Source organism: Pseudoalteromonas prydzensis, assembly GCF_011050055.1.
In the GTDB taxonomy this organism is placed as follows: Bacteria; Pseudomonadota; Gammaproteobacteria; order Enterobacterales; family Alteromonadaceae; genus Pseudoalteromonas; species Pseudoalteromonas prydzensis_A.
Genome location: NZ_DRGM01000079.1, coordinates 1 through 13390 on the forward strand (window position 1 = coordinate 1; position 13390 = coordinate 13390).

Consider the following 13390-nt stretch of genomic DNA (forward strand, 5'->3'; position numbering starts at 1 on the left):
AAAGAGCGGATTAATACCAAATTTGCTTGGTGACAATAGCGTTTTGGACCCACCTGACCCCATGCCGAACTCAGTAGTGAAACGAAACAGCGCCGATGATAGTGTGGCATTTGCCATGTGAAAGTAGGACATTGCCAGGATCCTAATTAAACAAACCCGCTTCAGAAATGAAGCGGGTTTTTTGTTTGTCCTAAAAAAAGTTCTAGGGGCTAGGTCGCTAGGAACTAGCGATAGGCCATGTAGTGGTATCTAGCAATTGACTACATGCTTGCTAACTGTAACTATTAAAAGCTGTTAACTCAGTTTGTAAAATGGAATAGTTGCGTATGTCTAGCAGTCGGGTTGTGATCATTGAAGATGAAAAAGCGATCGCTGATACACTGATCCACACTCTAGAAATAGATGGTTTTGCTGTGCAGTGGTTTGCTACAGCGGGTGAGGGGCTTGAGTATATTAAAAACAATATGCCTGCCCTGCTGATTTTGGATGTTGGTTTACCAGATGCCAATGGTTTTGAGTTGTGCAAACAGATAAGAGAGTTCTCAGCGGTTCCAATTATTTTTCTTACTGCCCGAAATGATGAAATTGATCGGGTGGTGGGATTAGAAATAGGCGCCGATGATTATGTCACTAAGCCATTTAGCCCACGAGAAGTGCTTGCACGGGTTAAACTTAGAATTAGACATAGCGAAGCTGCGATTAAAGCACCTATTTCCTCTGAACAAGCCTCAGGGCTTTATGCTGAAAATTTCGATTATCATTTTCAAAGCCAAGCACTGGCTCTTACAGCATTAGAATTTAAACTGCTGGATAAGTTAATTAGCCATCCTCGCCAAGTATTCTCCCGTGAGCAATTATTACTGGCGGCGCAAAATCACCAAGATGCTATTTATGCCCGTAACGTTGATAGTCACATAAAGGCTATTCGTAATAAACTACGCGCGGTATCGGCTCCTGAGTGTATTCATACTAAACGTGGTTTTGGTTATTACTATGAATCCAGCTAAGGAAGTAACTACGGTATTTGCTCGTCTTAAAAGATGGCCTAAGATCCCGCTTGGATTGAGGCTGTTTTTACTCTACTTTGTGTTAGTGATTTTAACCGCTTACTTAGTTAGCTCGACGGTTATGAGAGAGATCAAACCAACGGTACGCCAAGCAAGTGAAGAAACACTGGTCGACATGGCTAACATGCTGGCTGTGATGGCGAGTAACCCGATGGTTAAAGGAGATATTGCACAGAGCGCTTTTGCTAAGCAAATCAACTTTTATGGTTTACGTGACCCTGATGCTGCTATTTGGGGAGTTGAAAAAAAATCAGTTAATCATCGAGTTTATATAACCGATCAACAAGGAATTGTGGTGCTAGATTCATGGCAGCAGGATGTTGGCAATGATTTTTCTAAATGGAATGACGTTTACCTCACCTTACGTGGTGAGTACGGGGCACGCTCAACCGCATTAGACCCAAATGATCCGCTATCAACCGTCATGCATGTTGCTGCACCAATCATGTATAACGATGAGATCATTGGCAGTGTTACCGTTGCTAAAGCGAACCGTTCGGTACAGCCCTTTATTGATATTTCTAGGTATCGGGTATTAACTTGGTTAGCGTTAATGAGTGTACTCGCGCTTATAATTGGAGCGTTAATCGCGTGGCGTATAAATACGGCGTTATATAAGCTGGCAGACTACGCTGATAAAATGGGCCGCGGTGAAAAAACCAGTAAACCCACCTTTAGAGTTTTTTATGAATATAGCTTACTGAGTGATGCGCTTGAAAATATGCGGCGTCAGCTTGATGGTAAGCGTTACGTAGAAAACTATGTGCAAACTCTAACGCACGAATTAAAAAGCCCATTATCAGCGATCAAAGGGGCTAGTGAAATACTACAAACCCCTACCACGGTAGATAAACAACAATTATTTGCTCAGAATATTGAAACCGAAGCTACGCGAATGCAGCAATTGATCGATAAGTTGTTAGCTCTAACAAAGCTTGAGCAACTCCCAGAGCTTGAACAACGGCAATTAATTGATTTACCCGCTTTACTTGAGCAGATAAAAGCCTCTTGTATCAGCAGGCTAATGACCAAACAGGTAGAGTTAAGCGTTGCCTGTGATAACAAAGTTGCTTTTGTGGGGGATCAATTTTTAATACAGCAAGCTTTGTACAATTTGTTTGAAAACGCGCTGGATTTTGTAGATGAACAGGGCAAAATCAATATTACCGTCACGCAAACCGCAGGCGAGCTTTGTATTAACGTCGAAAACACTGGTCCGAATATACCTGATTATGCCTTAGAGAGAGTAACCGAACGCTTTTATTCGCTTGCCAGAAGTAACGGACAAAAAAGTACCGGCCTTGGGCTTAACTTTGTAGAACAAGTGGTTAAGTTGCATAAAGGCAAGCTAATAATAAATAATACCCCGCAGGGCGTATCCGTTAAGCTGTTTTTACCAACTCCATAAAGACTCCACATAAGCACCATTTAAAATCCACTTTTGTCGATTACTCTAGTTCCTATATTAAATAGGGAGTAAATAACAATGAAGCAAAAACTGGAAACAAAATTGGTGATTATCATAGGCCTAATTGTACTGCTATTAGTGCCTATTTTTATGATCCAAAATCTAATTGATGAACGTGCAGAGCTACAGCAACAAGTGCAAGCTGATATTGCTAAAAGTAGCAGCGGCGAGCAACAAGTCATTGGGCCGTTTATTCAAGTGCAGTTTATAGAAACACATACTTTGGAAGGCAACACCACTGAACAGTTAAGAACGCTGTTGTTGCTACCTGAAACCTTAACAATAAACAGTGAATTATCTTCTTTTGAAAAATACCGAGGTATTTATAAGGCTTTGCTATATCGCTCAGTGAATCACTTTGCAGGGCAATTTAATACCGAGGCTTTAAATGAATTAGCCGATAAAAAGATAAAGCAGGTGCATATGATCATGGCGATTAAAGATATTCGCGGTATTGGTCAAGGCAGTGCTATGCGTATAAATAACCAAGAATATGCGCTGCAGCCTGGCACTAAGCTGGCGCAATTGCCTGAAGGCGTTAATATTGAGCTTGATTTTAGTGCTTTGCTTGAGCAACAAACATTGGATTATCAAATTGATTTAAATCTACAAGGAATGCGAAAACTAGCTATTGCTCCTATCGGTAAAGAAACCAGTCTTAACATGCAAGCAGATTGGCCACATCTAAGTTTCGTTGGCGATTATTTACCTATCGACTCAAGTATTTCAGAACAAGGCTTTACTGCCAACTGGCAAACAAATTACTTTGCTACCAACTTAAAAGAGCTGTTTCAGCATTGTGTTTTTCAAAATCAGTGCGAACAATTTAAGCAACGTAGCATGGGAGTTAATCTTGTTGATGGTGTTGATCATTACTTAAAAAGCTATCGCGCCAGTAACTACGCAATTTTAGTGCTGATATTGGTATTTGCCAGCTTCTTTTTACTCGAAGTGCTACGCAGCGAACCCGTTCATCCGGTGCAATATGGCTTTGTCGGTTTAGCATTGGCAGTTTTTTACTTATTGTTGATATCGCTAGGTGAACACCTTGGTTTTAATCTTGCCTATTTACTATCAGCATTAGCGTCTTCGTTATTACTAAGTATTTATGTGGCTGGAATGTTGAAAAATACTAAGCATGGGGGGTTATTTCTGCTTGGCATACTGTTTTTATACAGCTTACTGTACGGGCTACTAAGTGCAGAAGATTACGCATTGTTGATGGGCAGTTTACTGGTGTTTGTAGTGCTGAGTTTGATTATGATGCTGACCAGACAAGTTAACTGGTATCGTGGTAAAGCTGAGGAAGAATAAAATTCCAAATAAGGGTGAGACGGTAACGTCCCACCCTTTTTATATTAATCGTTTAGTGCGCAATGTTCTACCTCGCTAACTGTACCGCGGCCATCACTGATATAGCATTGTTCAAGCAGTGAACAATAGCAGATTGATGTTGAAATCTTAAAGCGTTGCTTATCTACTGTTTGCCATTGTGTGTCATTAAAGCTGGTTTTTTTAAAGCTGAGTAAGCTAATGCTGGCGCCAGCGGCTAATAGCCTATTTTGACTTTCACTGGTAAATAGCCAGCCAAATTGTTCGAAAAAGTTTATCTCGGGGGATTCACTTTGTAGTTTAAGGAGCTGTTTTTCATAGGCATATACATCGAAGCAGCAATCTTTTATAAGCGCGTAAATGTCTACGTACGATTGGTCATTATAAAAATATTTTACATATTTAATGATGGCAGGGCCGGAGCCTGAATTTGTTATTTTAAGGGCGATTTCAGGTGCTTTTTCTTGCTCGTTGAAATTACCAGATATCACTTCTAACCAGGGCCAAGTTGCGGCTTTTACTTGTCGCTCGGCGGCACTTGCTTGTAAGTAGGTGGCATAAAATGATGCGGCTGAAATGACAATAGCACACAGTGCAAGAAGTAAATTGAGACGTTCGTTAGTGAACCAAGCTTGCGGTTTAGTATTTTTTACAGGTACCGGCAGTGACGGCTTTGAGTGTTGATCATCCATATCGTTTAGTTTTTATTTTTATGAGTGTAATTAATTACTATAAGGTATGTGTTTGATAAAGTGTAGATAAAATTGCGAGTAGCAAGCATTCTCTTATAGTTAACTATTTGATAAAAATACGGTTAGCTTCTCGCCTACTTTTAAGCGGTCGCCTGAAAGGCTGTTCCATTGCTTTAGCTTAGTGATGCTGACTTTGTAATGGTTGGCTATTTTCCATAAGCTTTCGCCAGATTTTACCTTGTGCTCTATTTGTGTATCGGCTAACTGCGGCAGCAGCAACTTTTGGCCAATACGTATGGTACTACTTTTTAAATTATTGAATGCTTTAAGCTGACTCACACTTACTTTGTAGCGCTTTGCTATAACACTCAAACTATCGCCACGTTTAACAGTGTAATGCTGCCATTGGCTATAATCGTTGCTTTTTTGATTGGCGATCATATTTTCAAATTGCTTTTGCTCGCTGGCAGGTACGACGATATGAGGCGCATCAATAATCGCAGGAAAACGAATCACCCCGTAGTTTAAAGGCTCTAATTGTTGCCACTGGGCTTTATTATCTAAAATGACCGAACCAGAAATTGCCACGGTGGCAATTGCATCTTTATTTGCTATTGCAGGGAATGCCATCTTTTGGCTTTTTAATAATTGCGCCGCAGCAAGTAGTTTAGGTACATATTGACTGGTTTGTTTAGGTAATTTTAAACTAAAAAATTCAGTCGGTTTGCCTTGCTTTTTATTGTTGCTGATTGCTCTAAGTACACGGCCTTCACCTAAGTTATAGGCTGCTATAGCGTGATACCAATCGCCATCAAAGCGTTGGTATAAGTACTCCATAAAATCCAGAGCAGCACGGGTACTGTCTATCACATCTTGGCGACCATCGTACCAAGGACTAATTTTTACCTTAAAATACTTAGCTATTGAAGGGGTTAATTGCCAAAGTCCAGATGCATGTTTGTGCGAATAGGCACTGGCATCAAAGTCGCTTTCAATCAGCGGCATTAGCGCTAATTCTATCGGTAGATCCCGCTTTTCAACCTCAGTGACTATATAGTAAAGGTAAGGCTCAGCACGGCGACTTATTTCATCCATGTAATTTGGGTGCGATAAATACCAAGCAATGCGTTGCTGCACATCTGGGTGGCTAGAGTTGGCAAATGTTAGCTGCGCACGAATACGTTGCCACACATCATCAAGTTCTTTTGCATTTAACGGTGCTATTTGCTCAATGGGTTCGCTTGGTTTACTAACAATAGTGGCAGGTTCAGCCTTAACCGCTGGTTGTGAAGATGGCTGTTCGGGTGTGGTTTCACAACCGGATAAAATAACAATCAATGGCAAAATGCGAATAAATCGATTTAAAGACACGTACTAAACTACTCCGAAAAAATGAATGCGGCTAACCTAAAGTAAGTTAGCTTAACATAAGGTGAGTTAAAAATTAGCGGTGGCTGAATTTATGTTGCCTTTAAACTGCTCTTTATAGCGACGTGATAAATTAAGCACTTTGCCCGTTGTAAGTTTCACTTCACTATCACCGCTTGGTAATGGCGTGATTGATTCAACCGCATCTAAACGAATGGCATAGGAGCGGTGAATACGGCAAAATCCTTGCGGCTCTAACTGAGTTATAAGTTGGCTCATGGTTGCACGTAAAGGATAAATTCGTGCGCCAATATGTAGATTTACGTAATTGCCGTTGGATTCAAGCCAGTCTATTTGTGCTACGCGGACAATAAATTCTTTCCCCAGCTTTTTTACCAGTAGTCTGTCGAAATTTAAATTTTCAGGCGTATCTTCGCCTTGTTTGATCGGCGCCGCTTCACCGGTTAATTGGTTCACTACATATTGGTAGGCTTTAATAACAGCAATTAAAAATAAGAACCCCCACAAGTCTTTGCGGTATTCATAAAGTAATTCAAACCACACTAATCCAAAGTCATATTGCATACCTTGTACGGTGTAAATGAGCTTGCGAATAGCGACCATGATCCCTACATGCAATAACGAAAAAATAACGCTCGCGAATAAATAAATGAGTAATGACCGAGTGATCTTTTGCCAATTAAATGGCTTAGCTTTTAATAGCCAAACTAAAGCGGGAAACAACAACAAGGTGCCAATAGCGCTGGAATACTCCCATACAAATGGCTCCCAGATCATAAACGGGAGTACGCCACCTCGCTGGGCTTCCATAATGTTTGAGCTGGCATTAATGGTATTATTGATAAAAACATAACTACATAAAAATAGTGTCGCATACCAAGTTTGGTAACGCTGAAAATGCGTTAAGGTGATCATTATTATTGTTACTCTTAAGCTGCCTCACTATTAGACTATCAACATAGCGATAAATCACCAAACTTATCATCCCTGTATCCCACCGCTTATCCCTACTGACTGTTTTATCAGCCTTTTTTAATTGTTTAACGCGGTAAGTGGGGCATAGTTGTAATTTAGTAGTCATTAATTAAATCAACCATGAAACTTATAATAGCAATTAAAAACACGCTACAAACCCTATTACAGCCATGGCTAAATGCGTTTAATCAAGCCGTTGAGTTACCACTGCGCCGCTATGATTTAGATTGGCTGCGGGTGCTTGCGTTTGGTTTATTAATTTTCTACCACACCGGCATGCTATACAGTGAAAACTGGGGCTTTCATTTTAAAAGCCAGTATTTATCCAGCAACATAGAGAATGCCATGCTGTTGCTGTCACCTTGGCGAATGGGATTAATCTGGTTTATTTCTGGTGTGGCACTGCGCTTTATTGTTGCGCGTTTTAGTTTAGGCATGTTTTTAATAACGCGCAGTGTAAAAATATTACTGCCTTTATTGGTTGGCATTTGGTTTATAGTACCGATTCAGCTTTATGCGCAAATGAGCCAAGAGGCAGGCTTAGCTATGAGCTTTTGGCAGTTTTACCTGCAGTTTTTTGATTTAACTAACCCTTTATTTAACCAATACCAAGCAGGTATTTGGCCGCATGTTGATGTAAACCACCTTTGGTATTTACGTTCGTTATGGCAATTTTCATTATTGCTGGTGTTATTTATACCACTGCTACATCATCCTTATATGCAGGCATTACTAACTCGCTTGTGTGAGCGGTCGATAATCATTATCTTCATCGTATTGTTACTACCGCTTTGCATACTTAAGCTGAGCTGGCCGAGCGACACATTTCGTTATCCCATGGGCGCGCTATTTTTACTTTACGGTTACTTACTTGCATGGCAACCGGTATTTTATAGCCAACTACTTCGCCATTGGAAGAGGGTACTAGGAGCATTTATTATAGGTTATCTTTTGGTTGTGGCGGGTTATCATATTATTTGGCAAAACTCCGCATCTAGCCAATGGCAAATTACCAGCATGGATATGCTGTATACCGCGCAACGATTAGTGGGTGTGTTACTGATGCTTGCACTAGCACAACGTTTTTTGAATCACGATCACCCTAAATTGGCTTTACTAAACTGTGCAGTATTCCCTTTTTATTTATTACATCAAAGTGTGATTATTGGCTTAGCCTTTTACTTGTCTGAACTGCAATTAGGTGGTTTTGTGGAGTTATTACTTATACTCAGCCTCACTTTTATTATTTGTTGGTTAGTGTTTATGGGCGCGCGCCGTGTCGACCTATTAAGCCCATTGTTAGGGATTAAGGTCGCAGGTAAATACAGTACATGGCAAATTAAAGCAGGCTTTTGTTGCGGACTTATATTGGTAAGCCCACTGATCTTTAGGTTAGTTTAACTACCTATATTGCAAGTTAATTGTCGCCGTAAACGACGACCTACAAAATATGCTGTGAAATTATGTAGGTCGTGCTTTAGCGCGAAAGTGCCAACTCTTAATCAATTGTTATCTTAAATGGCGACCTACGCTCAACCAAACACACATCTAAAGCATGCGCCTTGTGGTTTTTGTAGATAAACTAAATCACCGCCGTGGTTGAGCATAATTTGTCTTGATAGACTCAAGCCAATACCAGATCCTTGTTGTTTGGTAGTAAAAAATGGCACAAAGATCATATCCACCACATGCTCGCTAATGCCTGGGCCATTATCGCTGACTTCTACATAGAGTTGTTGGCTGGCGTTTTGTGCCAAGCTGAGCTTGATGTTTGGCTGAGCGGGGCGTTGCGGGTTATATTTTTTGTTGCTGCTTAACACTTCGAGGGCGTTTTTTATCAGGTTTACTAATACTTGCTCTATTTGAGTGCTATCTAACATTACCAATAGTTGGCTTGCAATCGCCAGTTCTATATTGATTTGTAGCTCGCGTGCCTGTTGTTGATGCAAAGTGATAATACGCGCTAACAAATCTGCTAAATTATTGGGCGCTAAATTGGGTTTAGGTAAGCTACTAACTTGGCGAAAACGGGCAATAAAGTCGCCTAAATGTGCCGTTCTTGATGCTAAGGTGTTTAGTGCAAGCTGTAAGTCTTGTTTATCTTCACTATCAGTAAAACACAGTTCTTGTGGCAGTAAATTGCTGCATGTATCAGCTAACGATGAAAGTGGGGTAATTGAGTTGGCAATTTCGTGAGTCAACACTTTAGTTAAGCGCTTATAAGCTTGTTGTTCTTTGAGTTGTAATTGGTCATGAATTGATTGAATGCTTACTACACGGCGCACTTTACCTTGTATTTCGGCGATACTGAGTTGAATAGAGAGGGTGTCGTGCTGCTCGCCGGTTTGCCAATAGGTGGTGCTGCGAATATTATGACTGGCGTTTAAAATGAGCTCGCCAACAGCGCCTAATTCAGTTAAATGCTGGAAGCTTTTACCCAGTAGTTTGCTGACTGCTGGGTTTGATTCGATCACTTTGCCGTTGTCGTCACATACCATGACGGCTAAATCAACATGAATAAGCAGTGCTTGTAAAAATTGCGCTTGTTGCTCGGCATTAAAGCGTGCCGTTTGCATTTGCGTTTTTACTTGCTCAAATTGTTGGCGCATCGGGTGTTGTTGGCCAAGCCCTAAGGTACTGTCGCCATTGGCTAAAGCGCGGATCACCATTTCGGCTTGTTTTTGTTGGCGTTTAAATAGGGTGAAAATATGTGCTATCAAGGCCGCAGAGACTAATATAACTAACAGTGAGGTTGCTGAAAAGCTGCTGTTTTGTAATAAGTAACTCAGTAATACGCTAGCACTAACAAGCGCTATTATATTAATCGTTAATAATAAATTAGCCCGCATGGTTACAGTCCATATTTTTCAAGGCGGCGGTACATAGCGCCACGGGTTAAACCAAGCGCTTTGGCTGCATGGCTAACATTCCCCTGATGATGCTTAAGGGCTGCACGTACAGTACGTTGTTCGAGTATTTCTAAATCAAAGGTATCGTACTGCGCTACATTGTTTAAAACCCCTGTACTTTGTGTATTCTCGTCAGTACTAACTGATGCTGAATTACCAACCACTGAGCTTATATCGAGTTTATCCCCTTCAGTTAAAATAACCGCACGCTCTATAGCGTGAGCCAATTCACGTACATTACCCGGCCACGAATACTGGCAAAGTGCGTTCATATCATGATCGCTAATGGTTAAGTCGCGTTTATATTTTTGTGCAAAGTGCTTGAGGTAGTAATTAGCTAATAATGGAATGTCATCACTGCGTTCACGCAATGCGGGTAGGCGAATTTCAACGGTGTTGATCCGGTATAGTAAATCTTGACGAAAGCGCCCCTCGGCGACAGCTTGATCAAGGTTGTCGTTGGTGGCACAAATAAGGCGAATATCTATATCAACTGCTTTGCTGCCGCCAACAGGCGTAATTTGCCTATTTTGTAATGCGGCAAGCAATTTAGCCTGGTGTTCAAGTGGTAAATTACCGAGTTCATCTAAAAATAAGCTGCCGCCTTGGGCAAGTTCAAACTTACCAATGCGATCGCTTTTAGCATCGGTAAACGCGCCTTTTTTATGGCCGAATAACTCACTTTCAAATAAATTCTGTGCCACGGCGCCCATGTCCAAGCTCATAAAGGTTTGGCTATGGCGCATACTTGCCTGATGAATGGCATGGGCGGTGAGCTCTTTACCTGTGCCGCTTTCGCCGGTTATCAATATATTGGCATCCGTTTGCGCGGCTTTTTCAATGGTGGTGAATACCTGCTGCATTGCCACACTTTGTCCTAAAAATTCAAAGTTGGGTGTGTTTAAGGCTTGATTTAACCCTTGCTTTTGGCGAGTTAATTTACCGACTTGTTGTTTATCTTTAGCATGTGAAAACGCCGCTGCAACGGCGCCAAGTAGTTGCTCGTTTCGCCAAGGTTTAGCAATAAAATCAGAGGCGCCTGCTTTAATCGCATCCACTGCAAGTTGAATATCGCCGTAGGCAGTCATTAACAAAACCACGATATTAGCGTCTTGCTCGATGATTTTTTTTAACCAATAAAAGCCTTCTTTGCCGCTGATGGAGTCTTGGGTAAAGTTCATGTCGAGTAAGATCACATCAATTGGCTGATCAGCTTTGCGTTGCTCGTTAATAATGCCTGCAATATCAAATGGGTTGTCAGTGGTTTTAACGCTTTGATAATGCTGTTTTAGCAATAACCGTGCGGCGATGAGAATATCGGGGTTGTCATCAACAATTAACAGCGAGCCTGAGTGTTTCATGATTGTTATTTTTATAGAGTTTTATTTAGCCTAAAACAAAAAGGGGACAGTGTCCATAAATGGACGCTGATAAAATAACAAAGTGTTCTATAAGCGGACACTATCAATATTTAAATAGTTAAAAACAAACTTAACCTATTGAATTTGTTTGTTAAATAAAGTTGGCGCAAGGTTTGTAATAACTATCGGTAATTAGTTTATTAAACCTGTATCAAGGTAGCCAAACATGGACAAAAAAATACAACGCTCATTTACTCAAAAGTACTTAAAAAAATTCACTTTTGCAGCACTCGCTCTTGGTGTTGCGGCGGCTGCCTATGGCTTTACGCAAACCAGCGATACAGGTCGTAGCCAGAATATTGATCGTAGCAGCCTTACGGTTAGCACAGTTAAACAAGGTGCATTTAAAGATGCCTTAAGCTTACGCGGTCAAGTAGTGCCAAAAACCAGCATTTATCTTGATACCATTGCCGGTGGTCAAGTTGAAGAGCGCTTAGTAGAGCAAGGCGAATATGTTGAGAAAGGCCAACCTTTGGTACGCTTAAGCAACACTAACTTGCAACTTGATGTAATGAGCCGCGAAGCACAAGTAACTGAGCAGCTTAACTTTTTACGTAATACGCAAATGACAATGGAAACTAGCCGGTTGAATTTACGCCGTGATTTATTAGAAATCGAATTAAAAATTACCCACTTAACCCGCCGTTTAAAGCAAACTAAACCGTTAGTTAAAAGTGGCGTATTAGCGCAGGAGCAACTTGCAGAGCTGGAAGAGGATTTAAATTATTACCAAGCCCGTAAAGAGCTCACCCTTGAACGCCAAAAGCAAGAAAACTCAATTCGTGAGGTGCAAGTGGCTCAGCTTTCTGACAGCGCAAAAATGCTTGAGAAAAACCTGCAGTTTGCGCGTCGAAATCTCGATAACTTATTAATCAAAGCGCCGGTATCTGGTTATTTAAGCGAGCTTGATGTGGAAATTGGTGAATCTAAAAACAGTGGCGCGCGATTAGGCCAAATAGATATTCCAAATGAATATAAATTAGTGGTACGCCTTGATGAGTTTTATTTAAACCAAGTACAGCGTGACATGACCGTGATGATTGAACTTGAAAGCGGTACAGTGAACGCCAAGGTGAGCAAAATTGATAGCCGCGTACAGCAGTCGCAATTTCAAATTGAAGTGGATTTACCGAGTAACACCAAAAGCATTAAGCGCGGCCAAAGTATTGATATTGAGTTAATGCTGGGTGGTGACAAAAACAATGCCTTACTGCTTAAACGTGGCGCCTTTTTTACCAACTCGGGCGGTAACTGGGTTTATGTTATTGAACAAGGCGGTAATAAAGCGCTGCGCCGTGATATTCGCTTAGGCAAAAAGAATCAACACTATTTTGAAGTGCTCGAAGGGCTCAATGCAGGGGATCAAGTGATTACCTCTAGCTACAGCAACTTTGATAAAGCACAGCAACTACAATTTTAAGGAAAATAACAATGATCAAACTAACTAATTTAAGTCGTGTATTTCGTACTCAAGATGTTGAAACTACAGCGCTAAGCAATATTAACTTAACCGTAAACGAAGGTGACTTTTTAGCGATTATGGGGCCCTCTGGCTGTGGTAAGTCAACCTTGCTGTCTATTTTAGGTATGTTGGATTCGCCAAGTGCAGGAAGCTTTGATTTTGCGGGTACTGATATCGCAGGGTACAGCGAAAAGCAATTGTCAGAGCTTCGTAAAGCATCAATCGGTTTTGTATTTCAAAGCTTTAATTTGATTGATGAACTAACCGTATATGAAAACGTAGAGCTGCCATTACAGTATCAAAAAATATCAAAAAGTGAGCGAAAGCAACGTGTTGAAGCCATTTTAAAGCGCGTAGGCATTGACCACCGCGCCGAGCACTTACCACAGCAACTGTCGGGTGGTCAGCAGCAACGGGTAGCCGTGGCGCGTGCATTAGTCATCAATCCAAAGCTCATATTAGCCGATGAACCAACCGGTAACCTCGACTCTAAAAATGGTGATGAAGTCATGGCGATGCTGCGCGAGTTAAACCGCGAAGGTACCACGGTTATTATGGTGACTCACTCAGAAAAAGAAGGTGCCTATGCTGACCGTTTAGTACGCTTACTCGATGGCCAAGTAATGCTTGATAAAGCGAATGTTGTGCAGCAAAGCGCTGCTGAGGTTGCTTAAC

At 41.2% G+C, this 13390-nt stretch carries 11 protein-coding genes and 1 rRNA gene; 7 read left to right on the forward strand and 5 right to left on the reverse strand.

Going from position 1 to position 13390, the window contains the following annotated elements; all coding sequences use genetic code 11:
- Nucleotides 1-25 precede the first annotated feature (25 nt).
- The 4 genes from rrf (at nucleotide 26) to creD (ending at nucleotide 3849) form a co-directional block, all read left to right on the forward strand.
- Nucleotides 26-140, forward strand: a 5S ribosomal RNA gene (gene rrf, locus ENH88_RS07210).
- 186 nt (nucleotides 141-326) lie between these two features.
- The gene (locus ENH88_RS07215; protein ID WP_304181188.1) at nucleotides 327-1007 is read left to right on the forward strand and encodes a response regulator; all 681 of its coding nucleotides are present in this window, start codon (nucleotides 327-329) and stop codon (nucleotides 1005-1007) included.
- Entirely contained in the window at nucleotides 994-2475 is a 1482-nt protein-coding gene (creC, locus tag ENH88_RS07220) for a two-component system sensor histidine kinase CreC (RefSeq protein ID WP_304181189.1), read from the forward strand. The genes ENH88_RS07215 and creC overlap by 14 nt, the downstream gene beginning before the upstream one ends.
- Before the next feature lie 78 nt (nucleotides 2476-2553).
- Nucleotides 2554-3849: a cell envelope integrity protein CreD gene (gene creD / locus ENH88_RS07225; protein ID WP_304181191.1), complete on the forward strand. Its 1296-nt coding sequence runs from the start codon at nucleotides 2554-2556 to the stop codon at nucleotides 3847-3849.
- 44 nt (nucleotides 3850-3893) lie between these two features.
- Here creD and ENH88_RS07230 read toward each other — a convergent pair whose 3' ends face one another.
- From ENH88_RS07230 to ENH88_RS07240, 3 genes are all read right to left on the reverse strand, one after another.
- Nucleotides 3894-4559, reverse strand: a complete 666-nt coding sequence (locus tag ENH88_RS07230) for a hypothetical protein (protein ID WP_304181193.1) — start codon at nucleotides 4557-4559, stop codon at nucleotides 3894-3896.
- A gap of 99 nt (nucleotides 4560-4658) precedes the next feature.
- Nucleotides 4659-5930, reverse strand: coding sequence for a LysM peptidoglycan-binding domain-containing protein (locus tag ENH88_RS07235; protein ID WP_304181195.1), 1272 nt, complete (start codon nucleotides 5928-5930; stop codon nucleotides 4659-4661).
- Nucleotides 5931-5996: 66 nt separating this feature from the next.
- Complete coding sequence (locus tag ENH88_RS07240; RefSeq protein WP_304181333.1) at nucleotides 5997-6860, reverse strand: LytR/AlgR family response regulator transcription factor; 864 nt, start codon at nucleotides 6858-6860, stop codon at nucleotides 5997-5999.
- A 183-nt stretch (nucleotides 6861-7043) separates the two neighbouring features.
- On the opposite strand from ENH88_RS07240, the gene ENH88_RS07245 reads away from it, so the two are divergent.
- A complete protein-coding gene (locus ENH88_RS07245; RefSeq protein ID WP_304181196.1) occupies nucleotides 7044-8324 on the forward strand; it encodes an acyltransferase family protein in 1281 nt (426 codons plus the stop codon).
- Between the two features lie 131 nt (nucleotides 8325-8455).
- On the opposite strand, the gene ENH88_RS07250 is transcribed toward ENH88_RS07245, so the two are convergent.
- The gene (locus ENH88_RS07250; RefSeq protein WP_304181198.1) at nucleotides 8456-9772 is read right to left on the reverse strand and encodes a sensor histidine kinase; all 1317 of its coding nucleotides are present in this window, start codon (nucleotides 9770-9772) and stop codon (nucleotides 8456-8458) included.
- A 2-nt stretch (nucleotides 9773-9774) separates the two neighbouring features.
- A complete protein-coding gene (locus tag ENH88_RS07255; protein WP_304181200.1) occupies nucleotides 9775-11193 on the reverse strand; it encodes a sigma-54-dependent transcriptional regulator in 1419 nt (472 codons plus the stop codon).
- 226 nt (nucleotides 11194-11419) lie between these two features.
- On the opposite strand from ENH88_RS07255, the gene ENH88_RS07260 reads away from it, so the two are divergent.
- Entirely contained in the window at nucleotides 11420-12673 is a 1254-nt protein-coding gene (locus ENH88_RS07260; protein ID WP_304181202.1) for an efflux RND transporter periplasmic adaptor subunit, read from the forward strand.
- Between the two features lie 11 nt (nucleotides 12674-12684).
- Nucleotides 12685-13389, forward strand: coding sequence for an ABC transporter ATP-binding protein (locus ENH88_RS07265; protein WP_304181204.1), 705 nt, complete (start codon nucleotides 12685-12687; stop codon nucleotides 13387-13389).
- Nucleotide 13390: the final 1 nt, after the last annotated feature.

What these genes read in the sequence shown, in the direction of transcription:
- ENH88_RS07215 (WP_304181188.1), top strand. Translation starts at nt 327, where the DNA reads ATGTCTAGCAGTCGGGTTGTGATCATTGAAGATGAAAAAGCGATCGCT.
- creC (WP_304181189.1), top strand. Translation starts at nt 994, where the DNA reads ATGAATCCAGCTAAGGAAGTAACTACGGTATTTGCTCGTCTTAAAAGA.
- creD (WP_304181191.1), top strand. Translation starts at nt 2,554, where the DNA reads ATGAAGCAAAAACTGGAAACAAAATTGGTGATTATCATAGGCCTAATT.
- ENH88_RS07230 (WP_304181193.1), bottom strand. Translation starts at nt 4,559, where the DNA reads ATGGATGATCAACACTCAAAGCCGTCACTGCCGGTACCTGTAAAAAAT.
- ENH88_RS07245 (WP_304181196.1), top strand. Translation starts at nt 7,044, where the DNA reads ATGAAACTTATAATAGCAATTAAAAACACGCTACAAACCCTATTACAG.
- ENH88_RS07250 (WP_304181198.1), bottom strand. Translation starts at nt 9,772, where the DNA reads ATGCGGGCTAATTTATTATTAACGATTAATATAATAGCGCTTGTTAGT.
- ENH88_RS07255 (WP_304181200.1), bottom strand. Translation starts at nt 11,193, where the DNA reads ATGAAACACTCAGGCTCGCTGTTAATTGTTGATGACAACCCCGATATT.
- ENH88_RS07260 (WP_304181202.1), top strand. Translation starts at nt 11,420, where the DNA reads ATGGACAAAAAAATACAACGCTCATTTACTCAAAAGTACTTAAAAAAA.
- ENH88_RS07265 (WP_304181204.1), top strand. Translation starts at nt 12,685, where the DNA reads ATGATCAAACTAACTAATTTAAGTCGTGTATTTCGTACTCAAGATGTT.